Below are 24,870 nucleotides of genomic sequence, written 5' to 3'. Positions count from 1 at the left end.
GGGCAGTTCGGGACGTTCCCGTTACGCCCTGGCATTCCGCACTATCCCGCATCATTCCCGCACCACTTTAGCCACGGATTTATGAGCAAAGCATCCCAGTCCTATACCCGCAACGCCAAGCCCGAAGCGGCCCCCATGCCCAGCTGGCTGGTGCGCCTGTTGTACGAAGCACGCTGGCTGGCTCTGGGCGCACTGACTTTTTACCTGATCATTATTCTGCTCAGCTATTCCAAAAGCGATCCTAGCTGGTCGTATGCGGCCACTGTGCCGCATCTGCATAACTGGGGCGGGCGCATAGGCGCATGGGTGGCAGACCTGTTGCTTTACATCTTCGGTTTATCGGCATGGTGGTGGTGCGTCTTGCTGGGACGTCTGCTGTGGCTGGACTACCGCAAGCTCTCGGTGCGTTTCCTGGTGGAAAGCAAAAAACCGGTAATTCATCCTCTGGAAGCCGTTGCCCGGCTGGCCGGCTTCGTTTTTCTGGTCGCCAGCAGCGTAGGTATCGAATACATGCGCCTGTACAGCCTGAAAACGGCCTTGCCGCGCCCTCCCGGCGGCGTGCTGGGTCAGCTGATCGGCGGTAGCGCGCAGACGGGACTGGGTTTTACAGGGGCAACGCTGGTATTGCTGTTGCTGTTCGGCATGGGATTCAGCCTGTTTTTTCATGTTTCCTGGCTGACGGTCGTCGAGCGTATCGGTGCCGGGCTGGAAAATACACTGTTGTGGGCCAAAAATTTCCTGTCGGCATGGGAAGACCGCAAACTGGGCCATGTTGCCGCCGTCAAGCGCGAAGAGGTTCTGGTGCATGAACGCGCCGCAAAGGAAAACGCGCAGCCGGTACGGATTGAACCGCAAGTCATCTCGGTACCGAAATCCGAGCGCATCGAAAAGGAAAAGCAGAGTACTTTGTTCCATGACGACGACGACGGTAGCTTGCCGCCGCTGTCCCTGCTGGACGAAGCGCCGCCGGTGCAGCAGACCGTCAGCGTGGAGACGATGGAATTCAACAGCCGGCTGATTGAAAAGAAATTGTCCGATTTCGGCGTGGTGGTCAAGGTCATCGCGGCCTATCCTGGCCCGGTCATCACGCGCTATGAAATTGAACCGGCAACCGGCGTCAAGGGCAGCCAGATCGTCGGTCTGGCGCGCGATCTGGCGCGTTCCTTGTCGCTGACCTCGATTCGGGTGGTGGAAGTAATCCCCGGCAAAAATTACATGGGACTGGAACTGCCGAACCCGAAACGGCAGATCGTGCGGCTGACCGAAATTCTCAGCTCCAAGGTCTATCACGACGGCGTTTCCAACCTGACGATTGCGCTGGGCAAGGACATCGGCGGCAATCCTATCGTGGCCGATCTGGCCAAAATGCCCCATTTGCTGGTGGCTGGCACCACCGGTTCGGGTAAATCGGTCGGTATTAATGCCACCATCCTGTCGCTGCTGTACAAAGCCACGCCCAAGCAGGTGCGGCTGATTCTGATCGATCCGAAGATGCTGGAACTGTCGATCTACGAAGGCATTCCCCATTTGCTGGCACCGGTGGTGACCGACATGAGTCAGGCCGGACACGCGCTGAACTGGGCGGTGGCTGAAATGGAACGCCGCTACAAGCGCATGTCCAAGCTGGGCGTGCGCAATCTGGCCGGCTACAACCAGAAAATTATCGACGCCGACAAGCGCGGCGAGAAAATCCCCAATCCGTTCAGCCTGACCCCGGATGCCCCGGAGCCGCTGGAACAGCTGGAAACCATCGTCATCATCATCGACGAGTTGGCCGATCTGATGATGGTAGTCGGCAAAAAGGTGGAAGAACTGATCGCCCGTATCGCCCAAAAGGCGCGTGCTGCGGGTATCCATCTGATTCTGGCGACGCAGCGGCCTTCGGTCGATGTGATTACCGGTCTGATCAAGGCCAATATCCCGACCCGCATCGCGTTCCAGGTCAGCAGCAAGATCGATTCCCGCACCATTCTCGACCAGATGGGCGCGGAAGCGCTGCTCGGCATGGGCGATATGCTGTACATGCCGCCCGGCACCGGCCTGCCGATACGGGTGCATGGCGCTTTCGTTTCCGATGAGGAGGTGCATAGGGTCGTCGATTATCTGAAGGCGCAAGGCGAACCGAACTACATCGAAGGCATTCTGGAAGGCGGCGTGATGGACGACGCCGACGGTGCTGTCGGTGGCGGTGCCTCAGCCGGCGGCGAGGCTGACGAACTGTACGATCAGGCGGTAGCCGTGGTGCTCAAAAACCGCCGTCCTTCGATTTCGCTGGTGCAGCGCCACTTGCGCATCGGCTACAACCGGGCGGCGCGTCTGCTGGAACAAATGGAACAAAGCGGTCTGGTGTCGGCCATGCAGTCGAACGGTAATCGCGACATTCTGGTGCCGGTCGGTGCCGCCAACAATGAAGAGTAAGGCAATGAAAAAGCAAGCTATGAGAACGCAAGCAATGAGAACGCAAGCAATGAGAAAGCAAACCATGTCATCCCATCCCTTCCTGCAACGACCAGCCCACCTGCTCGGCGCTGCCGCACTGACGCTGGCGCTGCTGCCGACACTGGCAATGGCCAGCGCGCTGGAGCAATTCAAGAGTTTTACCACTACCACCCAGTCGGCCAAGGGCGAGTTCAGCCAGCGGTTGGTCAAGACTGAAAGCGGCAAGGCCAAGGTGTCGAGCGCATCGACCGGCACCTTCGTTTTTGCCCGTCCCGGCAAATTCATCTGGACCTATCAAAAGCCCTACGACCAGTTGCTGCAAGCCGATGGCGAGAAGCTCTACATCTACGACAAGGATCTGAATCAGGTCACGACCAAGAAACTGGACAACGCGCTCGGTTCGTCACCGGCGGCGATCCTGTTCGGCAGCAACGATCTGGAAAAGAATTTCACGCTGAAGGAAGGGGCATCCAAGGACGGACTGGAATGGCTGCAAGCCACGCCCAAGACCAAGGACACGACCTTCGACAGCATCTCCATCGGTTTGCGCAACGGCTTGCCGGAAGCGATGGAGCTGCACGATTCCTTCGGTCAGGTAACGCTGCTCACCTTAAGCCATTTTGAAAAAAATCCCGCGCTCAATGCGACGACTTTCCGCTTTGTCGTGCCCAAGGGCGCGGACGTGTTCAATAACTGATTCAGGCTATCTCTTGGGGGCGCATCTGCTCAAGCCGCGCGAGTGTAGTGAGGTGATAGCAAGACCCTCTCAGGTCAGCGCAGTGGTTTCTTCTACATTCTTCAGCATGCCTATCTTGTTTTGCACCGTGCGCCACTTTTCGTGATCCGGTAAAGGGGCGTGTGCTTGTGTGAGCGGCTTCCAGTCAGGATGTCTGGCCAGCGTGGCGTTGATCGCAGTGAAATGGCGCTGTTGCTCCGGCAAGTCGATATCGTGATAAATCGCGCCCACCGGACATTCCGGCACGCACATCGAGCAGTCGATGCAGGTCGTCGGGTCAATCACCATGAAATTCGGGCCTTCGATGAAGCAGTCCATCGGGCAGACGCTGACGCAATCGGTGTATTTGCAAGCGATGCAGGAATCGGTGACGACAAAGGTCATGGAAAGAAACGCCGTCAGGCGTGAAGTGGATGAGGAGAGCCGGAATGCCGTTGCCGCCAGCCAGTCACAGACCGGCAGGATTCTAGCGCACTCCCGGCATACGCGCAGAGCCACCCTCCCGGTATCGGTTAGACTAGCAGTCCATTTCTCTTCCCCCTTTCCCTCTGCATGAATTCCGCGCCGTTAGCCGAACGTCTCCGACCTCGCACCCTTGACGATGTCATTGGACAGCAACATCTGCTCAGCGCAGGTAAACCGCTGCGCGTGGCGTTTGAATCCGGCGAGCCGCATTCGATGATCCTGTGGGGTCCGCCGGGAGTGGGCAAGACCACGCTGGCGCGGCTGATGGCGGATAGTTTCAATGCCGAATTCATTGCCTTGTCGGCAGTGCTGTCGGGCGTCAAGGATATTCGCGAAGCGGTGGAACGGGCGCAGGTCATCAAGGCCAATTCGGGGCGTCGCACTATTCTGTTTGTCGATGAAGTGCATCGCTTCAACAAGAGCCAGCAGGATGCCTTCCTGCCGCACGTTGAAAGCGGCTTGTTCACCTTCATCGGCGCGACCACTGAAAACCCCTCGTTTGAAGTCAACGGCGCCTTGCTGTCGCGGGCGGCGGTGTACGTGCTCAAGTCCCTGACCGACGAGGATCTGAGCCAGCTCATCGACCGCGCTGCCAGTGCTGAATTGGGCGGACTGAGCTTCGACGGGGACGCCAAAGCCAGTCTGATCGCCAGCGCCGATGGTGACGGTCGCAAACTGCTCAATAATCTGGAAATCGTGGCCCGTGCCGCTAGTGCCAAACAACAGACGCAGGTCGATGCCGCTTTGCTGATCGAATGTCTGGGCGATACCTTGCGTCGTTTCGACAAAGGCGGCGATGCGTTTTACGACCAGATCTCGGCTCTGCACAAATCGGTGCGCGGTTCCAGTCCGGACGGCGCGCTGTACTGGCTTACCCGCATGCTGGACGGCGGCGTTGATGCGCGTTATCTGGCGCGTCGCATCGTGCGCATGGCGTGGGAAGACATTGGCCTGGCCGACCCGCGCGCGATGCAGATCGCCAACGACGCCGCCGCCACCTATGAACGCTTAGGCTCGCCCGAAGGCGAACTGGCGCTGGCGCAGGCGGTAATTTATCTGGCGATTGCCGCCAAGAGCAACGCCGGCTATATGGCGTATAACGCGGCACGGGCCTTCGTCGCCAAGGACAAATCGCGCGGTGTGCCGGAACATCTGCGCAATGCGCCGACCAAGCTGATGAAGGAACTGGGCTACGGCAAGTTGTACCGCTACGCCCACGACGAGCCGGAGGCTTACGCCGCCGGGGAAACCTATTTGCCCGAAGGCATGGCGGAGCCGCACTGGTATCGCCCTGTACCGCGTGGTCTGGAAGCCAAAATCGCTGAAAAAATGGCGCATTTGCGCTGGCTCGACGAAGAAGCGGGCAAGGCTTGAGTTCTCAGTCGGCTTCGCTTGTTACAATACCGCCTTTGCACAGCGCCATTTCCTGAGCGGTGCTCCCTGCCGTTATTGGCCCCTTTTTCCTTTTTTATTCCTATTCCATGATCGATATCCAACTATTGCGCAAAGACATCGCCGGCGTCGCTGAGCGGCTGGCCGCACGTAAATTTATTCTCGATGTCGATGCGTTCAACGCCATGGAAGGCGAACGCAAGCAAATCCAGACCCGTACCGAAGAATTACAGGGCAAGCGCAATGCGCTGTCCAAGCAGATCGGCATGCTCAAAGGGCAGGGCAAGGATGCGGCGGAGCCGATGGCGGAAGCCAACGGTGTCAACGATGAGCTGAAAACCTCCTCGCTGCGGCTGGATCAGTTGCAGCTGCAACTCTCCGATTTTTTGCTGACGCTGCCGAATTTGCCGCACGCCTCCGTGCCGCCCGGCACCGATGAAAGCGGTAACGTCGAACTGCGCAAGGTCGGCACGCCGCGTACTTTTGATTTCGAGGTGCGCGATCACGTCGATGTCGGCGCTGCGGTGGGACTGGATTTTGACGTCGCAGTCAAACTGACCGGTTCGCGCTTTGCCGTGATGAAGGGCGGCATTGCCCGTCTGCATCGGGCGTTGGCGCAATTCATGCTCGATACCCATGTGGATGAACACGGTTATACCGAATGCTATACGCCCTACATCGTCAATGCCGACTCGCTGCGTGGCACCGGACAATTGCCGAAATTTGAAGCCGATCTGTTTGCGGTTAAAAAAGGCGGTCAGGAAGGCGAAGCTGAAACTGCCGCGCTCTATCTGATTCCGACAGCAGAAGTGCCGCTGACCAATCTGGTGCGCGATGAAATTCTTGCTGCCGATGCCTTGCCGCTCAAAATGACGGCGCATTCGCCTTGCTTCCGCTCCGAAGCGGGCAGCTACGGTCGCGATACGCGCGGCATGATTCGTCAGCATCAGTTCGACAAGGTCGAGATGGTGCAGGTGGTGCATCCTGAACAGTCGTATGTCGCGCTGGAAGAAATGCTGGGTCACGCCGAAAGCATCCTGAAAAAACTCGGCCTGCCTTATCGTGTGATTACTTTGTGTACCGGCGATATGGGTTTCGGTTCGGCCAAGACCTACGACATTGAAGTGTGGTTGCCGGCGCAAGGGACGTATCGCGAAATTTCATCGGTTTCCAATTGCGAAGCGTTTCAGGCGCGCCGTATGCAAGCACGTTTCCGCAATGCGCAAGGCAAACCGGAACTGGCGCATACCCTCAACGGTTCTGGTCTGGCAGTCGGCCGCACGCTGGTGGCCTTGCTGGAGAACTACCAGCAAGCCGACGGCAGCGTCGAGATTCCTGAGGTGCTGCATCCTTATCTGGGTGGCCTGACGCGACTGACGCCGCAGGCTTGAGAGGAGAGTACCCGGCCGACCGCAGTCAGGTTGCCCAGGCGAATGACACCGGTGCGCGCTGTTCGATGAACAGGCTGTTGCCCGGTGTTTTTTTTGCGAGTTTTTTTGCCTTGGTTGCGGCAGAGGCAATCTGGTGCGGAGAGGAATATTGTCCTGGTTCGATCAGGACTGCTCCCAGCGACAGGCTCACCAGCGGGTTGAATTCCCTGCCGCCTTTGCGATTTTCGCTGAAATAGCCCTCGCGCAGGCGGTCATCTTCGTTATAAAACACGGCGCTGACCTTCCCGAATTCGGCCAGTATTTTTTCGCAGCGGTTTTGCCAGTCGGGACTCTGAAACATGATCAGGAAATCGTCGCCGCCGATATGGCCGATGAAATCGTGATCGGGGTCGCAGTGTTCGCTCAGAATTCTTCCGGTCATCTGGATCATGTCGTCGCCGCGCCGATAGCCGTAGATGTCGTTGAACGGTTTGAAGTGATCCAGATCGCAATAGCAAATACAAAAATGGACGCCGTTTTGCAGCAGGTACTCGATATGCTCGTTGATCGGCACATTGCCCGGTAACTGCGTCAGCGGATTGGCGTAACGGGCGGCGTCCATTTGCATTTGCGTAATTTCGCGCAACAGGTCGTGGCCGCTGCCCATGCCCAGATAACGTCCCTCGTCGGTAATGATGAAGCCATTCGCCAAATGGTGCGCTTCCGCCTGAACCAGAATGTGACTGAGATCTTGCAGGCTGGTGTGCTGATCGGTCAGCAGCGGCTGCGAATCCATAAAAAACGTACAGGATTTTTTGCCATGCAGTTCGCGCCCGTACAGCCGCGCATAGCGTTCCACCATGCTGTAGCGGTTGATCAGGCCGACCGGAATGGAGTCGCTCACTACTGGCAGGGTTTGCAAATCGGGATTGTTGACGAACAGTGCATAGACCTGATCATTGGGCATGTCGGGTGAAATCGGCGTGACTACGCGCAGCAGCTTGAGGACGGTCGCCCTGTTTTTGCCGTGCGCATTGTTGGCCGGCAAGGGGGTTTTCTCGCGGCGCAGCAGCTTGACCATCTCATCGCTGATGCTGGTGCTGGGGGCGATATGCGGCCGTCCTATGTGATAACCCTGACCGCAGGCGATGCCCATGTCGCGCACGGTCAGCAGCTCGGCCTGTGTTTCTATGCCTTCAGCAATGACCATGCAGCCTGATTTTTCAGCGATTTCCTGAATCGAACGGACGAATTGCAGTTTCATCGGATCGAGATTGATGCCCTGGATGAAATGCATGTCGACCTTGACGTACTCCGGTCGCAATTCCGACCAGAGCCGCAAACTGGAAAAGCCTTCGCCCAGATCATCGATGGCGATCTGAAACCCCATGCTGCGGTAGTGCATCGCGGCATTGCGCAGCAAGGTGTAATCGTAGGTCGGTTCGTTTTCGGTCAGCTCGATGATGATGCGTTCGGGGTTGATCCCGAGTTCATTCAGATAGCGCAGCGTTTCGCCCTGCCGCGCTTCCGGATGCACCAGCGTGCCGGGGCTGACATTGAGAAACAGTCGGCCTGGCAGGCCGGACTTGGCAAATTGCGACATCACGATATGACGGCACAGGTGTTCGACCTGCACCGACATGCCGTTTGCGCGGGCGACCTTGAACAGGTTCAGCGGTGAATGCAGCGGGCTATTGGAAGGGCCGCGAATGAGTCCCTCGTAACCGATCACCTCGCCGCTCTGCATGCGGATGATGGGCTGAAACAGCGCATGTAATCGGCGCTCGCTGACAATCTCCATCAGATGCGCCAGTGCATGCGCATCAGAAGCGGATGACGTGGGGGATTGCAGTGATGTCAGCGGAGGGGCATCGCTAAACAGCGAGGTTGAGTTGTATGGGACCATGTCTGAGATGCTATTTGCCGCAGTATGCAGCGGTGTCCGCTGTTGAAAACTCATCCTATTATTCATTTGTGACAGGATGATGATATGCCGCAGCTTTATTGCAACAGAGCTTTGGACGGGCATTCAAGCGTGTTTGCCGGAATCGGGCCGAATTGAGCAGGGCAGCAATAAAGAAAAACGAGTTTAGTGTGCATTGCGAGTTTCTTCAGTAAAATTTCCTGCTATAATCATGAGCTTTGCTGCCTCCGGGTAGTGAATAAAGACCAGCAGGAGAGGTGGCAGAGTGGTCGAATGCGCCAGACTCGAAATCTGGTTTAGGTTTAGGCCTAACGTGGGTTCGAATCCCACCCTCTCCGCCAAGTACATAGCAAACGTTGCCTAAGTTTGACAAAAAGCCCCTAAGTAATCAACGACTTAGGGGCTTTTTTACGCCCATAGCGCCAAAGTTTGCCTATTGACTGCCACGTTTTTTGGGGGCAGTCTTGGGGGCATGTCCAGAACACCAAAAACAGGATGCCCCCAAAATGCCTAAAAAGATCGCCCCACTGACCGACATTCAAGTCAAGAACGCCAAGCCCAAGGATAAGCCGTACAAGCTGGCAGACGGCGGAGGCTTGTACCTTGAAGTCATTCCAACAGGGGGCAAGCTATGGCGTATGAAGTTCAGGCAAGCCAGCGGCAAAGAAAACCGCCTGTCCTTCGGGGCATACCCGGTAGTAACGTTGATCGAGGCCCGGAAACTGCGCGATACGGCCAAGAAGCACAAGGCGGACGGCATCGACCCCGGGCAGGCCAAGCGAGATAAAGACCGACTTGCATCAGAGCAGGCGGCGCAGACATTCGAGAAGCTGGCCCGAGAGTGGCACACCAATAAACTACCTAGCTGGAAGGGGACGACCGCCAAAGACACGCTCAGGCGCTTGGAGATCGATATATTTCCCGAAATCGGCGCAATGCCTATCGGCTCAGTCACACACCAGCACATGATCGCGGCGCTTCGCAAGATAGAGGTACGCGGCGCGCAAGAAGTCGCCCACCGGCTCAAATCAACATGCAGCCGGGTTTTTAGCTATGCCAACCAGCAAGGCATTACCAACCCGAACCCGGCCGCCGACCTCAGGGACGTACTCAAGCCGGTACAGGCCGGACACTTTGCCGCCATCACCTCCGACGAGCTACCGGCTTTCTTGGCAGCGATGGACAAGAACGACGCCCGGCTATTCAAACCCACCCGAATCGCCATGCACCTGATGATGCTGGTATTTGTGCGCACCAGCGAACTGATCGAAGCGACATGGCCAGAAATTGATCTGGAAGCAGGGGAATGGGTTATCCCGTGGCAGCGTATGAAGCGCGGCAAGCTGACCGTGAACCCGGATAAAGCTAATCATCACGTTTGCCTATCACGGCAGGCTTTAGAGCTTCTGCGCGAATTGCATACGCTTACTGGCGGCAGCACCTACCTTTTCCCGAATCAGCGCGACCCTAAAAAGCCCATGAGCAACGGCGCGATACTGGCGGCACTCAAGCGCATGGGCTATCAAAACAAGATGACCGGTCACGGATTCCGGGCATTGGCCATGAGTACGATTAAGGAGCGGCTAGGTTATCGGCATGAAGTGGTAGACCGCCAGCTTGCCCACGCACAAAAAGACAAAATCGCCAGCGCCTACGATAGAGCGCAGTTCCTCGACGAGCGCAAAAAGATGATGCAGGAATGGGCCGACTACCTGGACGTCATGGCCCGAGGCGGCAAGGTCATACACGCCCTATTTAAGGCGGCATAAATACTGAAGCAGTTGGCAACCCTTGGCATTAAAAGCTATACTTGGACAATAAAATGCACAAGTACAGGAGTTTGCCATGCAAGTTATCAGCTACTCAGAAGCGCGCAATTCACTGAAGTCAGTCATTGATGGCGTAATCGAAAACGCCGACATCACCATCATCAATCGCCGCGATGGTGGCGACGCCGTAGTCATGTCCCTCGATCACTACCAACAGATGGCGGAAACGCTCTACCTGCTATCGACACCCGCCAATGCAAAGCACCTGGCAGAATCCATCCAGCAATACCGTGGCGGCAAGGCTGGTAAGCGCGCATTGACTGACCCCGATCTGTGAGCCGTCATATCAAATTCACGCCCGCCGCATGGGGTGACTACACCTACTGGCAAGGCCAGGACAAAAAAACGCTGCGCAGAATTAACCTGCTGATCGAGGCATCGGCGCGAACCCCTTTCGAGGGCATCGGAAAGCCGGAGGCATTACTTGGCGATATGTCGGGGTTCTGGTCACGGCGCATTGATGAGCGCCACCGGCTGGTGTATGCCGCCGACGATGACACGCTCACCGTTCTGGCCTGCCGATACCACTACGAAGAATGAACGCCTAGCGTCAACGCTTTGCCATGCCTACCGCGACGGCGGGAAAACAGATCGTTACCCCTTTTGATCTGCTGGCGTGGCTTCTGAATTAAGGGGGAAGGGGCAATGTAATGCGATTGGATGAACTGCCAGACCTATCATACTGGCGATACGTAGAGGTTTGGACGGTGGAGGAGGCTGCGATGATATGGGCAGGCATCAACCCTCTCGATCATGAGGGGCTGCGCATATCTGCATTGGTGTCGAAAGTACCGAAGATTCAACATCAAAATTCCAAACTTTTTCAGCGCGCAATTTCTGAGGCTGTTTGTGTTGGGACGCTATCTTTTGAAAGTGCCTGGGAAGATCACGAAGATTATCAAAATGGCCCTTGGGAAAAGAAAGTTGAATTTCCTGACTTGCCAGATTCCCATGCTCTAATTCAACATAAAACACGCATAAAGCAAGCAGCGTTTTTACAATGGACAAAAAGCAAGAATATTCCATCGTACCGTCAAATATTGCAAAAAAAGGATGCGCAAGAGTACAGGCAAGAACTGCAGATAGAGAGATCAGCATTTTTAGAATCTCGAAACATTCAACCCTCGCCGCCCAACCCAATCCTCCAGCTTGCAGCTCCTGCCTACATGGATGCAAATAATCCTCTGTCTCCTTTGGAGCTTAGAGTGGCAACGAGGGCATGGGAGAAGGTGGCAAAAAACGGCGATCCGCGAGCAAATGGCAAGGCTGTTAGAGCAGCTATTGGCGAGGCGATGAAGAACGATCCTGAATACAAGTCATTGTCGGGCGAAGCTATCGAGAGAATAAAAACAGTCTCCAACTGGAACAAGAATGGCGGCGCAACAAAAACGCCAGAATAACCCACCCACCGTTAAAACCCGCAACAGCAAAGGCTTTCAGGAACTCACCCACCTGTTAATTGGCATAACCCACCCACCCCTTACGCACTGATGGCTGGGTGTGTTTTCGCAACCCACCCAGCTATTCAACACCCTGATCTGCCCCCTAACCTTGCATCACCCCGCCGAATCATGGCGGCAACATGCAAAGTTAGGCAAATATGGTAACCAGCGCAACCACAGCAACAACCCTCAGCAAATCACTTCCATCCGACGGCATGAGCCGCTGGAAACAAATCCTCCCTTACTCCCCATTCAGTCGGGAGAAATTCCGCCAGCTTGTCATTGCAGGCAAAGCGCCGCCGCCGATCAAATTCTCCGACCGCTGCACCGCGTATTCCAATCGTGAGCTGCACAGGTTCTTTGCTGACCCGTTGAATTATCGTGCGGACGTGGAGGTAAAGCGATGAGCGCCCGCACCGACGCCTTGGCCGCAATACTGCACACCATGCCCGGCAACGATTGCGCCATCCAGCGCGGCCGGATGTTGGCCGCAATGGAGCGTCTGGGCAGCGTGACCACTTACGAAGCCTCACGTTATCTCGATTGCTACGACCCACGGCCACGTATCCATGAGATGCGCAGCGCAGGCAAGCGCATTAAAACCGTCTACCGCGAAGAGCAAACGGAAAGCGGTGTTTATCACCGTGTCGGCGTGTACCTCCTGGAGGGCCGCACAGATGAATAATCAAAACCATTTGACGCATGGCCAGCGATGGCCCTATGCTTCGCCTGTCCCTGACAAAGAGGGGGCCGGGTTTGACAGCCTGAATAACACCAAAGCGCACAGACCGCGCAATGCGGTTTTTTTACGTGCGTATGCTGGCGCGTGTCCTTTATGGGCGGCAGTAGCGGGGAGGCTTCGGCCTGCTGGTTTTCCTTTGGTGTACCAGTCTGTCAACCCTGTTATTTGCCGCCCACCCCATTTGACAGTGGGGAGCGGTTCAACCGCACACCAAGGAATCACGCCATGACCAGCACGACAAAAACAAAACAATCCGTCAATCCCTCCGTGCCAGTCCAAGACCCGGCAATGGGCTTCGTGCCCGAGCAGAAAGCCGCACCAGAACCCAAGGCTTTCCATAGAGCTTTTTCATGGATTGATGGTGCCTTGCCATATGACTGTGATACAGAGTTTGCCGCCCGAATACTGAGCCTTGCACAGGGCTTGCAAGTTTGCGCTGAAATTATTTATTCCGATTCGCTGGCGAGAAGTAACGGCGACGCGCCCACACTCAATTTTCGCGATACCGACTGCATGATGCGCTTCATCCCGGCAGCAATCGAGGCAATGGCGGGAGAGGCAGATGACATACTGGAATTTAAAAGACGGAGGCACGCATGATCGCCACCACAACCAGCACCGAATCTCAATTCGCCGTAGCAATGGCCGCGTACGGACTGATGCCGACCGAGATCGTGGCAGACGGTGAGCGCCACCGATTCGACGCACCGGACGACAAGCGCGGCAGAGTTTCAGGGTGGTATCGGCTGCACGGCGACGGCGTACCTGCTGGCTCTTTCGGCAATTGGAAAACCGGCCTGTCCGAAAAGTGGTGCGGCAAGGCCGATAAATCCCTGACACCGGCAGAGCGCACCGAGTACCACGCGCGGATTGAAAGGGCTAAACAGGAGGCCGAATTTACCCACCTGCAATTGGAGGCAGACGCCGCCAAGTTATGCATCGGAATCTGGGCAGCGGCAAGGGACGCGACCGACGATAACGCCTACTGCATCCGCAAAGGAATCAAGCCCTACGGCCTCAAGGAATTTAAAGACAAGCGCACCTTGATTGTCCCGATACGGGACGGTACCGGCACACTGACCAGCCTGCAATTTATCGATGAGGATGGCGTCAAGCGCTTCAAAACCTACGGCAAGATCAAAGCTTGCTATTACAGCTTCGGCGGAAAACCCACCGATACTGTGCTGCTCTGTGAGGGCTTCGCCACCGGCGCCAGCCTCCACGCCGTCATAGGGTACCCGGTAGCGGTAGCTTTCAATGCCGGAAACCTTGAAGCCGTGGCGCAAGTGCTGCGCGCTAAACTGCCAGGCATCAAAATTATCGTCTGTGCAGATAACGACCGATTCACCGAGGGCGGCAATGTCGGCGTCATGAAAGCGACCGCCGCCGCGCAGTCAGTGAGCGGATTGCTGGCGCTGCCGGTGTTTGCCAGTGATGACAGCAAGCCCACCGACTTTAACGACCTGCACCAACAGGAAGGGGCCGATGCAGTACGCGCCTGTTTCGATACCGTGCAAGCCGTACCGCTGGCCGCTGATGTAGATCATGGCGACGATGCACCAGCGCCAGCACCCACCAAAGCAGTCGCCACAGGCAAGCCGGGAGACCGGGCGGTAAAGATAAGGTGCGGAGCAGAAATCAAGCCACAGCCCATAACGTGGCTTTGGGAGGGATGGCTACCGGCTGGCAAACTCACCATTCTGGCTGGCGCTGCCGGTACCGGTAAAACAACCTTAGCCCTAGGATTGGCGGCGGCGCTGACGTCAGGCGGACGATGGCCAGACGCAAGCCATTGCACCGCCAAGGGGAACGTATTGATCTGGTCAAGCGAGGACGTGGCAGACGACACGCTTGTACCACGCCTGATCGCGTCTGGCGCTGATTTGAACCGCTGCCACTTTATCGAGGGGATTACAGAGAACGGCGAGAGCGCGCCGTTTGACCCGGCACAGGACATTCTCTCTCTTCATCATGCCGTGGAAAGAATGGGCGGGGTTTCCCTGCTATTGATTGACCCGATTGTCTCAGCGGTATCAGGCGACATGCACCGGGCCAACGATGTGCGCCGCAGCTTGCAGGCCGTGGTGGACTTCGCAGAGGCTCACCAGTGCGCCGTGATCGGCATCACCCACTTTGCCAAAGGCGGGGCAGGCAAAGCGCCGCAGGATCGCGTTATCGGCTCTCAGGCGTTTGGTGCGCTGGCCCGTATGGTGCTGGTGGCAGCGAAAGAAGAGGACGGCACCCGGCGCGTATTGGCACGGGCCAAGTCAAACATTGCCCCCGACGATGGCGGCGTAGCGTATAGCCTTGCCCTGACCACCATCGATGGCGGCATCGAAGCCACCCACGCCGTATGGGAAGGAGCCATCGAAGGCACAGCGCGGGAAATACTCGGGGACGTGGAGCATGACGAGGACGGCGGCGGCGCTGAGCGTGACGATCTGGAAAGGATGCTGATCGACACGCTGACCGACAACGGCGGCAGGATGCAGGTAAAAATGCTCCAAGCCGAAATCCGCGATGCCGGACACTCATGGGATGCCGCCAAAAGAGTAAAAAAATCACTTGGAATTGATTCCATAAAAGCCAGCATGGGCGGCTCATGGATGTGGTGCCTGCCGATCATAAATCTACGAAGGGAGCACGAAGGGAGCGAAGGGAGCACAGAAAATAAAGCGCTCCCTTCGCACCCTTCGGCGCTCCCTTCGCAAAAGACGGGGGATAAGCCGTTTCCAGAAAGCAACGAAATCGAGGTGGAATTGTGAACCCCGCCGCGATTTTAAGGGACTGCCGGGAGCATGGCGTAACCGTGTTTCTTTCCAGCGGCGGTATATCGGCAAGGGGATTACCGGAAGCGGTGGGATGCTTTCGGTCAATTCTAAAGAAGAACAAGATAGAGATTGTCCGGTACCTGACTGAGCGTGCCGCTCCGCTTGATCTGGTACAGGAGTTGATGGACTTGGACGGACTGACCTTGGAGGACGCGCAAGCACTGGCGGCGGTATGCGCTCAGCCCCGGCCTGCTGATGAATGGCTGGCGCTGATCGCAGAGCTGGATGCCGCTATCGAGGCGTATTGTCTGGCGGCGGGTTTGCCCGGTGATGTACTGGCCCACATGATGACAGCACGGAGCAGTCAATCGCTGGCGTCCATCCCGGCGGCGCTGGCGTGGTTTAAGCGGGAGCTGGAGGCAATGCACCGGGAATCCGCTCCAACGCGACCGGCACCCACCCAGCCCCCACAGATGAACTATGCGCGCAGGGACAGCGCCAAGGCCGCAAGGCTGCGACTAATCCAGGGAGGCGGCTATGAGTGAGCGGGATATTTCATTGGCGGCTTTGCGGTGGCATGACGCACGCATCCGCCGTCTGGACATGGCAAGGCACAAGCCCGGCATCGATTACAACGCTCCGCTATGGATATATCGGGAGCAGATCAAGGCAGGCGAGCGACTGAAGGAGGCAAAGCGCCAGGAACGAGCGGCGCTCCGGGTTCTGGCAAAGGCATGTGAGGCACAGCGGGGGCGACAGATAGACGATGCCTTGATTATCCAATGCGTTTAAAGACCAGTACGCGCCCGCGCACGCGAGGCATTGGCCGGATAGGTTCGCAGCTAAAACCACGACCCCCCCCGCTACCGGGAAAAAATGGGCCTGGTAAGTTCGCGGATAAGTGCTCACCTACTCCCCCCAAACAGTGGAGGCGGTAAATCGGCAACTGCCGGAATACCTGCATTAAGTAGGTGTATCCAGTTTTGGACAGACCGGTGGATTGCCGGCCGAATCTCAGTACCTCCGTTTGGGACATGATCAGATTCGCAGGCCGGACGCTTGGAAAGGGCCGTTTTGAAACAAACCCCATGACGCGCACGCGAGGAGCCGGAATAGACAGCGGGAAATTTCCGGCATCCCGGGGATAGTCGGAAAAATTTCCTGCCGCTCAGGAGCGTGCTCCACAAATTTATGGAGCACGCTTTAAAGCAAACTCACCCCGGCGATAATGGAACCGAGACCCCCGCCATCGGCGGAAGTCAAAAACAGAGACGCAAAATCTTTTGGGGGCATTTTTGGGGGCATTGCTGATATTTTAAAATGCAATGTGCAGTGATGGAAGGGCTTTGTTGATATGATTCGAATCCAACCCTCCCTTAAAGTCTGTGCGGGGTTTCTGTTTTGCAGAGGGATTAGCCTCTCGTTATCCCTTTTGTTTGAGCCCGATCATTTTTTCAACAACCGCTTCATCATCAGGGTAGCGAAATCCTGTCTATGTCCCGCGATGACATACACATAAATGTCACTGTCGATTCGCCGGTAGACCAGCTTGTGAGGCGATGTAAAAATGTTCCGGTATTCAAAGATGCCAACCGACTCCAACTCTTTTACAGAAATGCCCGGGTAGCTCCCGGCATCAACCTGTTCCAGTTTTTCAAAAATCGCGTCCTCGGCTTTCAGCCACTCGAGCTCATCCCATTTATCCAGCATGTATTCCTGAAGCGAGAGCAAGTCTTCTTGCGCATCGGGCAGTATGACGATAGCCATTATTTACGTCGCTGACGGGCAGCTCGAAGTTGTGCGCGAGATTCGTCAGCGGTAAGGCCCTTGCCTAGCAGGCGATCTTTTTCGCCCAAGGCGATGATTTTCAGCGCGGCTATAAGCGCTTCTTTTTCCTGAAATTGTTTGATGCTTTCGATCACCATGCTGGCCTCGCCGTTCTGGGTAATGACGAATGGAGTTCCATTCATTTCCAGGTCTTCGGCAATTTGCGCTGCATGGCTTTTCAGATAGGAAATTGACTTGATGTTGGCGATGGATTGCATGGCGAACTCCTTTACATGGATGGGTCTAAATTTAGACCTTAATTCAGTTGATGTCAACGATGGATGCATAGCTCGCATGCAAGAAAAAATATAGATGTCACGTTCAGGGACACCATTTCTATGGGGACACTTTTACGCCGCCAATATAAATATCCAAGATAGTCGTGGGCTCAGTCTTCATGTCTTTAGAGGCCCATATCCTCCTATAACATTCGTATCGTAAAACCTCGCACAAAACCTGAAGCGTCTCCTTAAAGTCTCTGCAAATTTTATTTATAGGTCGATTAATTATTAATAATAAAAGATAATGCAGAGTAGTAGATTAAGGTGCCAAAATAAAACATTTTTATTATCTATAATTTCCATTTGGAAATATAAAAAATTATATATTTACGCAAAATTTATTTATGCTATTGTTTATAAAATTCTTAAATTAAAAAATAATAAATAAAATGTTTCTCCCATAAAAAAATCGTCAGCCCAATACAAATTGTGAGTATCCATGTCTACAAATATAAAGTTAGGCGCGCGTTTGGGTCTTAGTTTTGGGATGCTTGTCGGCATTGCTGCCGTGCTTGCATTTAGTGGCTTGGGCAGCCTTTCTTCCGTGACGGATGGCTTCAAAGACATCACCAGAAATATCTTGCCCAAGACAAATATCGCGCATGAAAACATACGAGCCGCGTATGACTATGCGCGTTCCTTTGCTTATATCGTTACCTCCGAAGGCAGGGCAAATGCCGATGTCGGTGCACTGAGCAAAGCGCATGATGTGCTGAAGGACACCGTTACCCTGGTCAATAATAATGTCGCTGATCTGGAAAAAATGCTTTCTGACGATCAGGAAAAAGCCTTGCTCGCCAATGTCAAGCAGCGCCGCGCCGCTTACGGAAAAAGCCGCAACACCGTACTCGATTTAAAAAAGGCCGGAGAGAATAACAAAGCATCCGATCTGATGTTTACGGAAACCAATGATTTGCAAACCGCTTATATTCAATCGTGGAAAGATTTCATCCAATTTGAAAATGACTTATTAAGCCAAGGCGTCACGAAAGCCGACAAAACCTATAATTTTGCGAAGACGCTGCTGATTTCTATTTTCATCGCAGGCTTGCTTGCCAGCATCTTTGTCGCAACCACGATTACACGCAGTTTGCTCAAATCGCTTGGCGGTGAACCGGACTATGCCAGCATGATCGCGGGAAAAATCTCGGCAGGCGACCTCAGCATCCATGTCGATACGAAGGATAGCGATCGATCCAGCCTTTTATTTTCGATGAAGTCCATGCGCGAGCATCTTGCCGATATTGTCAGCAATGTGCGCGTCGGGACCGACACCATCTCCGCCGCATCGACCGAAATCGCCAGCGGCAACCTGGATCTTTCGAATCGCACCGAATACCAAGCCAGTTCGCTGGAAAAAACGGCATCGTCGATGAAAGAGCTGACCACCACGGTGAAACAAAACGCCGAAAACGCCAATCGGGCAAACCAGTTGGCAAAAATGGCCTCTGAAGTTGCGGTCAAAGGCGGTACGGTGGTGTCGCAAATGGTCGAAACCATGGGGTCGATCAACGAATCTTCAAAGAAGATAGTTGACATCATTGGCGTCATTGACGGTATCGCATTCCAAACCAACATTCTGGCGCTCAATGCCGCGGTAGAAGCGGCTCGCGCAGGTGAGCAGGGGCGCGGCTTTGCGGTGGTGGCATCGGAAGTGCGTAGTCTGGCGCAGCGCTCGGCGGGTGCCGCCAAGGAAATCAAGGAATTGATTAACGACTCGGTCAACAAGGTCGAAACCGGTAGCAAACTCGTCGATCAAGCCGGCGGCACGATGGACGAAGTCGTGGCGAGCATCGGTCGTGTCACCGACATCATGGGCGAAATTACCCTGGCCAGTCAGGAGCAAACTTCCGGCATCGAACAGATCAATCACGCGATTATCGAAATGGATAACGTCACCCATCAAAATGCCGCGATGGTGGAACAGGCAGCAGCGGCAGCATCCGCCCTGCAGGATCAGGCCGCCAATCTGACACAACTTGTCAGCGTATTTAAAATCGATGGCGTGCATGCAAAAAGCCTGAGCTAGAGGGGGAAAGATATTGCCGACAATCCCCATGAAGCGTATTCATGATCCACAATCAAGCCGCGACTTGCGCCGCCATCCACGTCAATAAGGTGGGTCCGCATTTCCATCCCGCCGTCCCAGCCTGACCACGCCCTCCATTTTCTCCTGCTGTACAGCTCCCGCCAATCCGTATCAAACGTACAGACCTACTCGAATTGCACTAGAATCGAGCGGTTTTTTACCCACGCAAAGATACGAAATGACCGAGCCTATCCGTCTGACCCAGTACAGCCACGGCGCTGGCTGCGGTTGCAAGATTTCCCCACAGGTATTGGAAGTCATCCTTGCCGGAAGCGGCGCGCAAAATCTCGATTCTAAACTGTGGGTCGGCAATGCCTCGCGTGACGATGCGGCCGTGTATGCACTGGATGAGCACCGCGGCGTCGTTTCCACCACCGATTTTTTCATGCCGATTGTCGATGACCCCTTCGACTTCGGCCGCATTGCCGCCACCAACGCCATCAGCGACATCTACGCCATGGGCGGCGATCCCTTGATGGCGATTGCGATTCTCGGCTGGCCGGTCAATCTGTTGCCGCCGGAAGTTGCACGCGAAGTCATACGCGGCGGCCGTGCAGCCTGCGATGCGGCCGGCATTCCGCTGGCCGGGGGGCATTCCATCGACACGCCCGAACCTATCTTCGGTCTGGCCGTCACCGGCGTGGTCGACAAACGCCACATGAAACGCAACGACACCGCCACTGCTGGTTGCCTGCTCTACCTGACCAAGCCGCTAGGGATAGGCATTCTGACCACGGCGGAAAAAAAAGGAAAATTGCGCGAAGTGGATATCGGCCTCGCGCGCGACTGGATGTGTGTCATGAACAATGCCGGCAGTCGCTTCGGCAAATTGCCCGGCATCACGGCCATGACCGATGTCACCGGCTTTGGCCTGCTCGGTCATCTGGTGGAAATGTGCGACGGCAGCGGCCTGACGGCGCATATCGACTACGCCAGCGTGCCGCGACTTCCTGGCGTCGGACATTATCTGGACGAAGGCTGCGTGCCGGGTGGAACCGAACGTAATTACGCCAGCTACGCCGACAAGATCGGTACGCTCAGCGAAACCCAGAAGCAATTACTGTGCGACCCGCAAACCAGCGGTGGATTGCTGGTGGCCGTCACGCCGGAAGGCAATGCAGAGTTCCTTGCCGTGGCAAGCGAGCTGGGATTGACGCTGTCGCCGATCGGTCATCTGGCAGCGCGACAGAGTCATGCAGTAGAGATTTCCTGATGTCCGGCGATGCAGTGGATATCGCTAACTATCGCGAATTATTCCTGAGCGGGCGGCCCATGATCGATGCCCGCGCTCCGGTGGAATTTATCCGGGGCAGCTTTCCCGGCGCCGTCAATCTTCCGCTGATGAACGACAGCGAGCGACAGCAAGTCGGACTCTGCTACAAACAACAAGGCCAGCAAGCCGCCATTGCATTGGGGCATCAGTTGGTGAGTGGCAGCGTCAAGTCGGAACGGATACAAGCCTGGGCCGATTTCGCCCGCGCCAATCCGGACGGATGTCTGTACTGTTTTCGCGGCGGACTGCGTTCGCAGATCACCCGGCAATGGCTCAAAAATGAAGCGGGTATCGATTACCCGCGCGTCGCCGGCGGTTACAAGGCGATGCGCACCTTCTTGCTGGAAACCATCGATGACACCATCGCGCAGTGCGATCTGGTCGTGCTGGGCGGAATGACCGGCACCGGAAAAACCGACGTACTGCTGCAACTGAACCATGCGCTGGATCTGGAAGGACATGCCAATCACCGTGGTTCCAGTTTCGGCAAACGCGTGACGGATCAGCCTTCCACCATCGACTTCGAAAACCGGCTGGCGATCGACATGCTCAAAAAACGCGCTGGAGGAATTGCGCAGTTCGTGCTGGAAGATGAAAGCCGTCTGGTAGGCCGTTGCGCATTGCCTTTGCCGCTCTATCAGACCATGCAAGAGCGTCCGATGATATGGCTGGAGGATAGTCTGGCCGGGCGGGTCGAGCGCATTCTGCGCGATTACGTGATTGATTTATCGACCGAATATATCGCCGCCTATGGCGAGCAGGGCGGCGATTTGTTTGCCGAGCACTTGCTGACCAGCTTGAGCAAGCTGCACAAGCGACTGGGTGGCGATCGTCATCAGCGCCTGATGGCGGATATGCAAGCCGCGCTGACCGAGCAGGCGCGCAGCGGGGAAGTGGATTTGCATCGGGTCTGGATCAGCCGTCTGCTGCTGGAATATTACGATCCGATTTACGACTACCAGCGCGAAAGCAAGGCATCGCGCATCGAGTTTTGCGGCGAGCAGGAAGCAGTCGTGGCGTATCTGAAGGAACGCAGCAGAGAACGGAGCAAATAGCGCAGCTAAGAACGTAGCTAAGAACGCAGCAGCCGGTCCTGAAACCGACTGCCGACTCTAAAACTTAAAGTACCAGCGCGCCCGCCAGCCCGGTGACGATGCCGATGACTATCGTCAGCAAAGTAACCACGACCAGGACTCTGGCATTGAAGGACTTGCGCAGCATCAGCAGCGAAGGCAGGCTGATGCTAGGCAAAGTCATCAGCAAAGCCACTGCCGGGCCAACGCCCAATCCCAGCGACATCATGGTTTGCACGATAGGAATTTCCGCCGCAGTCGGAATCATGAACAGCGTGCCGGCAATCGCCAGTGCGATGAACCAGTACCAGCTATTGACCATCACTTCGTCCACATGCGGAAACAGCCAGACCCGCGCCGCGCCCAATGCAAATACGGCCAGGATATAGATAGGGATGGTGCTCCAGAACAGTTGCCACATTTTGCGCATCCAGCGCGTCAGCAGATTTTCCTGCTCAGGCGTATTAGCGAGAACAGCAGGTTCAGTCACTTCTTCCGCCCCTGTCATACGCTGTGCGACCAGCGCAATTCCCAGCACCATCAGCACGCCTGCCACCAGCCGCAGCGCAGTAAACTCCCAGCCCAACACGAAGCCCATGAACACCAGCGTTGCCGGATTCAGCACCGGGTTGGCAATCCAGAAGGCCAGCGCCGCACCTGTGGAAACGTGCTGTCGACGCATGCCCGCCACGACTGGCGCGGCGCAGCAGGTGCACATCATTCCCGGCAAGGCAAACAGACCGCCACGCACCGTTGAGCTGATACCGGCCCGGCCGAACATGCGCAACAACCAGTTCTGCGGAATCAGTACCTGAATCAGTGAACCCAGTAAAACGCCCAGCACGGCCGCTTTCCAGATCGCCAGAAAATAGGCTTTGGAGTAAGACAAGGCCGCCGCCAGCGGATCGGCAGGGTGGTCGCTCAGAATCGACGCGCCAATAGAGTGATGAGCCGCAGCAACGAAGGACTTGAGGTAGTAGGGTGACCATTTGACGTAGTACAGACCAAGCGCAGCGATCAGTACAAACAGGATGGGTTTCCAGGAAAACGAAAAGCCCTGCGCCGGGGCGGGAGAAGAAATGTTTTGCATGAGGGGATTTTGTCTATAGAGGAGTTGCTGCGGATGATAACCCATGCTCAAGAGATACCTGACATTTTCTGGGGCTATTCAAGGGGAAGTGTCTGTTTTGCGTAAGTCCTCTATGTAAAACATCGAAGTCTTTTCTGCCGCGCCGCTCTCTGCATCTTTGATCGGTGCGGAGGGTGGAGATCGCGGCTGTTTTTGACCCTCCATGACCACTGCGCGCCATATCGGTGCATACAATTCTGCCCGAATACGGGGAATTCTCTTTATCTTGCATACAAAGCGCGTTCGCGTATCGGCCTTAGGTTGGCAGTCTGATAACCCCCGTTTATGCAATGTGCTGCTAAATCACTGTAAATAAACAGTTCTTAAAAAAACATTCCTGAGCGCAATTGTAGTGGCACGAAATCTGCTCATGAACATGGGACATCTCCTCACAAATCCACCAAGAGGTTCTCATGCGATCCAAGATTTCCGTCACCAAAAAAGTAGTCCGCTGGCTTTCATTAGCCCCGATCGCGTTCATGCTGCACGCCCCCGCGCAGGCTGAAACAGTCGCCCGTTACGGCATTTCCATGTCAGATATTCCGCTGACCACCGGCCAACCCGATCGCGGCGCAGGCGCGTATCAGTTCACCGGACACACCATTTACGATCCGCTGGTGGCGTGGGAAGCGAATATCTCCACCCGTCCCGGCAAGCTGGTGCCGGGGCTCGCTTCGTCCTGGAAGATCAATCCTGCCGACAATAAAAAGTGGCTCTTCACGCTGCGCAAGGGTGTCAAGTTTCACGACGGTTCCGACTTCAAGGCCGACGCCGTAATCTGGAATCTGGAGAAAGTGCTCAACGACAAGTCGCCGCAGTTTGATCCCAAGCAAAGCGCCCAGGTGCGCTCGCGGATTCCCTCTATCGCCAGCTACAAAAAAGTGGACGATTACACGGTGGAAATTACCACCAAGGAAGTCGATGCCCTGTTTTTGTATCAACTGCCGTGGTTCCTCATTTCCAGCCCTGCACAGTGGGAAAAGCTGGGCAAGGACTGGAATAAATTTGCCTCGCAACCGTCAGGCACAGGTCCCTTCAAGCTGGATAAATTAGTCCCGCGTGAACGTGCAGAACTGGTCAAGAATGCCGGCTACTGGGATAAAACCCGTCTCGCCAAAACCGACCGCATTATCCTGATCCCGATTCCTGATGCCTTGACCCGCACCAATGCGCTGTTGAACGGACAGGTCGATATCATCGAAACCCCGCCGCCAGATGCGCTGGGGCAATTGAAGAGCGCTGGTTTCAAGCTGGTCAGCAATGTCACGCCGCATGTCTGGCCCTACCATTTCAGTACCTTGCCCGGTTCGCCATGGACCGATATCCGCGTGCGTAAAGCCGCCAATCTGGCCATTGACCGCAATGAAGTCGTTGCCTTGATGAATGGACTGGCCGTCCCCGCCAAAGGTCAGGTAGATGCCACCAGCCCCTGGTTCGGCAAGCCGACTTTCCAGATCAAATACGATCTGCCGGCAGCACGCGCTTTGATGGCGCAGGCCGGATACAGCCAGGCCAAACCCTTGAAGGCGAAGGTCATCATCGCGCAGGGCGGCACGGGGCAGATGTTGTCCTTGCCGATGAATGAATACATTCAGCAAAGCCTCAAGGAAATCGGGATCCAGGTCGAGTTTGAAGTCGTTGAACTGGAAAGCCTGTATCTGAACTGGCGCTCCGGTGCGGCCTCGCCGGGCAATGTCAGCAAAGGTATTTCAGCGATCAATCTCGGTTACGTTACCGCCGATCCTTTCTATGCCATCACCCGCTTTGCCAACAGCAAATACGTTGCCCCGAATGGCGTCAACTGGAGTGGTTACAAAAATCCGGAAGTCGATGCCCTGATCAGCAAAATCAGCGTCACCTTTGATACCAAGGCACAGGATAGTTTGCTGGCGCAGGTACATCAGACCATGGTCAACGACGCCATGATGTTATGGGTGGTCCACGATACCAACCCGCATGTCATTTCTCCGAAAGTGAAAAGCTTCGTTCAAGCGCAGCACTGGTTCCAGGATCTCACCACGATCGCCATGTAACAGGTTGCACCGGAAAGGCAGCGCATTTCCGGCGCACGTATTTTTCTGAAAGACA

The 24,870-nt window shown here is 55.6% G+C and carries 23 protein-coding genes and 1 tRNA gene; 19 read left to right on the top strand and 5 right to left on the bottom strand.

Translation table 11 applies throughout. The features are described from left to right. Window positions 1–81 precede the first annotated feature (81 nt). Window positions 82–2,418 (top strand): DNA translocase FtsK, encoded by a 2,337-nt coding sequence (locus tag RGU70_RS14130; protein WP_322210039.1) that lies wholly within the window; start codon window positions 82–84, stop codon window positions 2,416–2,418. 64 nt (window positions 2,419–2,482) lie between these two features. Continuing rightward, a complete protein-coding gene (lolA, locus tag RGU70_RS14125) occupies window positions 2,483–3,136 on the top strand; it encodes an outer membrane lipoprotein chaperone LolA (protein WP_322210038.1) in 654 nt (217 codons plus the stop codon). Window positions 3,137–3,205: 69 nt separating this feature from the next. On the opposite strand, the gene fdxA is transcribed toward lolA, so the two are convergent. Beyond that, a complete protein-coding gene (gene fdxA, locus RGU70_RS14120; protein ID WP_322210037.1) occupies window positions 3,206–3,559 on the bottom strand; it encodes a ferredoxin FdxA in 354 nt (117 codons plus the stop codon). Window positions 3,560–3,727: 168 nt separating this feature from the next. On the opposite strand from fdxA, the gene RGU70_RS14115 reads away from it, so the two are divergent. Together RGU70_RS14115 and serS are read left to right on the top strand one after the other, a co-directional pair. Further along, the gene (locus RGU70_RS14115; protein ID WP_322210036.1) at window positions 3,728–5,014 is read left to right on the top strand and encodes a replication-associated recombination protein A; all 1,287 of its coding nucleotides are present in this window, start codon (window positions 3,728–3,730) and stop codon (window positions 5,012–5,014) included. Window positions 5,015–5,121: 107 nt separating this feature from the next. Beyond that, a complete protein-coding gene (serS, locus tag RGU70_RS14110; RefSeq protein WP_322210035.1) occupies window positions 5,122–6,423 on the top strand; it encodes a serine--tRNA ligase in 1,302 nt (433 codons plus the stop codon). Between the two features lie 25 nt (window positions 6,424–6,448). Here serS and RGU70_RS14105 read toward each other — a convergent pair whose 3' ends face one another. Continuing rightward, window positions 6,449–8,308 carry a GGDEF domain-containing protein gene (locus RGU70_RS14105; RefSeq protein WP_416186526.1) on the bottom strand — a complete coding sequence of 620 codons (1,860 nt, stop codon included), beginning with the start codon at window positions 8,306–8,308 and terminating at the stop codon, window positions 6,449–6,451. Between the two features lie 269 nt (window positions 8,309–8,577). On the opposite strand from RGU70_RS14105, the gene RGU70_RS14100 reads away from it, so the two are divergent. From RGU70_RS14100 to RGU70_RS14050, 11 genes are all read left to right on the top strand, one after another. Further along, window positions 8,578–8,667: transfer RNA gene (locus RGU70_RS14100), tRNA-Ser, on the top strand. A 165-nt stretch (window positions 8,668–8,832) separates the two neighbouring features. Beyond that, window positions 8,833–10,095, top strand: a complete 1,263-nt coding sequence (locus tag RGU70_RS14095) for a tyrosine-type recombinase/integrase (RefSeq protein ID WP_322210034.1) — start codon at window positions 8,833–8,835, stop codon at window positions 10,093–10,095. A gap of 76 nt (window positions 10,096–10,171) precedes the next feature. After that, the gene (locus RGU70_RS14090) at window positions 10,172–10,432 is read left to right on the top strand and encodes a type II toxin-antitoxin system prevent-host-death family antitoxin (RefSeq protein ID WP_322210033.1); all 261 of its coding nucleotides are present in this window, start codon (window positions 10,172–10,174) and stop codon (window positions 10,430–10,432) included. Next, window positions 10,429–10,695 (top strand): Txe/YoeB family addiction module toxin, encoded by a 267-nt coding sequence (locus RGU70_RS14085; protein ID WP_322210032.1) that lies wholly within the window; start codon window positions 10,429–10,431, stop codon window positions 10,693–10,695. Before RGU70_RS14090 ends, RGU70_RS14085 begins: the two co-directional genes overlap by 4 nt. A 110-nt stretch (window positions 10,696–10,805) precedes the next feature. Continuing rightward, window positions 10,806–11,555 carry a hypothetical protein gene (locus RGU70_RS14080; RefSeq protein WP_322210031.1) on the top strand — a complete coding sequence of 250 codons (750 nt, stop codon included), beginning with the start codon at window positions 10,806–10,808 and terminating at the stop codon, window positions 11,553–11,555. Window positions 11,556–11,755: 200 nt separating this feature from the next. After that, window positions 11,756–12,004 carry a transcriptional regulator gene (locus tag RGU70_RS14075; RefSeq protein ID WP_322210030.1) on the top strand — a complete coding sequence of 83 codons (249 nt, stop codon included), beginning with the start codon at window positions 11,756–11,758 and terminating at the stop codon, window positions 12,002–12,004. Continuing rightward, window positions 12,001–12,282 (top strand): helix-turn-helix domain-containing protein, encoded by a 282-nt coding sequence (locus RGU70_RS14070; protein WP_322210029.1) that lies wholly within the window; start codon window positions 12,001–12,003, stop codon window positions 12,280–12,282. The genes RGU70_RS14075 and RGU70_RS14070 overlap by 4 nt, the downstream gene beginning before the upstream one ends. A gap of 282 nt (window positions 12,283–12,564) precedes the next feature. After that, window positions 12,565–12,939: a hypothetical protein gene (locus RGU70_RS14065; RefSeq protein WP_322210028.1), complete on the top strand. Its 375-nt coding sequence runs from the start codon at window positions 12,565–12,567 to the stop codon at window positions 12,937–12,939. After that, window positions 12,936–15,104, top strand: a complete 2,169-nt coding sequence (locus RGU70_RS14060) for an AAA family ATPase (RefSeq protein WP_322210027.1) — start codon at window positions 12,936–12,938, stop codon at window positions 15,102–15,104. Before RGU70_RS14065 ends, RGU70_RS14060 begins: the two co-directional genes overlap by 4 nt. A 188-nt stretch (window positions 15,105–15,292) precedes the next feature. Then, complete coding sequence (locus RGU70_RS14055; RefSeq protein WP_322210026.1) at window positions 15,293–15,655, top strand: hypothetical protein; 363 nt, start codon at window positions 15,293–15,295, stop codon at window positions 15,653–15,655. Further along, window positions 15,648–15,902 (top strand): hypothetical protein, encoded by a 255-nt coding sequence (locus RGU70_RS14050; protein WP_322210025.1) that lies wholly within the window; start codon window positions 15,648–15,650, stop codon window positions 15,900–15,902. Before RGU70_RS14055 ends, RGU70_RS14050 begins: the two co-directional genes overlap by 8 nt. 654 nt (window positions 15,903–16,556) lie before the next feature. Here the strand turns inward: RGU70_RS14050 and RGU70_RS14045 are convergent. Continuing rightward, window positions 16,557–16,877, bottom strand: a complete 321-nt coding sequence (locus tag RGU70_RS14045; protein ID WP_322210024.1) for a type II toxin-antitoxin system RelE/ParE family toxin — start codon at window positions 16,875–16,877, stop codon at window positions 16,557–16,559. Further along, on the bottom strand, window positions 16,877–17,155 hold the full coding sequence (locus RGU70_RS14040; protein ID WP_322210023.1) for a type II toxin-antitoxin system Phd/YefM family antitoxin: 279 nt from the start codon (window positions 17,153–17,155) through the stop codon (window positions 16,877–16,879). The genes RGU70_RS14045 and RGU70_RS14040 overlap by 1 nt, the downstream gene beginning before the upstream one ends. 502 nt (window positions 17,156–17,657) lie before the next feature. On the opposite strand from RGU70_RS14040, the gene RGU70_RS14035 reads away from it, so the two are divergent. The 3 genes from RGU70_RS14035 (at window position 17,658) to mnmH (ending at window position 21,635) form a co-directional block, all read left to right on the top strand. Continuing rightward, window positions 17,658–19,247, top strand: coding sequence for a methyl-accepting chemotaxis protein (locus RGU70_RS14035; RefSeq protein WP_322210022.1), 1,590 nt, complete (start codon window positions 17,658–17,660; stop codon window positions 19,245–19,247). A 238-nt stretch (window positions 19,248–19,485) separates the two neighbouring features. Next, window positions 19,486–20,520 (top strand): selenide, water dikinase SelD, encoded by a 1,035-nt coding sequence (gene selD, locus RGU70_RS14030; RefSeq protein ID WP_322210021.1) that lies wholly within the window; start codon window positions 19,486–19,488, stop codon window positions 20,518–20,520. Beyond that, window positions 20,520–21,635, top strand: coding sequence for a tRNA 2-selenouridine(34) synthase MnmH (gene mnmH / locus RGU70_RS14025; protein WP_322210020.1), 1,116 nt, complete (start codon window positions 20,520–20,522; stop codon window positions 21,633–21,635). Before selD ends, mnmH begins: the two co-directional genes overlap by 1 nt. 64 nt (window positions 21,636–21,699) lie before the next feature. Here the strand turns inward: mnmH and RGU70_RS14020 are convergent, their stop codons facing one another. Beyond that, complete coding sequence (locus RGU70_RS14020; RefSeq protein WP_322210019.1) at window positions 21,700–22,743, bottom strand: permease; 1,044 nt, start codon at window positions 22,741–22,743, stop codon at window positions 21,700–21,702. A gap of 452 nt (window positions 22,744–23,195) precedes the next feature. Here RGU70_RS14020 and RGU70_RS14015 point away from each other — a divergent pair, with 452 nt between their 5' ends. Further along, window positions 23,196–24,815 carry an ABC transporter substrate-binding protein gene (locus RGU70_RS14015; protein ID WP_322210018.1) on the top strand — a complete coding sequence of 540 codons (1,620 nt, stop codon included), beginning with the start codon at window positions 23,196–23,198 and terminating at the stop codon, window positions 24,813–24,815. Window positions 24,816–24,870 lie beyond the last annotated feature (55 nt).

Origin of the sequence: Herbaspirillum sp. RTI4, assembly GCF_034313965.1 — a bacterium.
Classification (GTDB): domain Bacteria; phylum Pseudomonadota; class Gammaproteobacteria; order Burkholderiales; family Burkholderiaceae_D; genus Herbaspirillum.
Note: the sequence above shows the minus strand (reverse complement) of the source record. Positions and strands in the feature narration are given on the sequence as shown.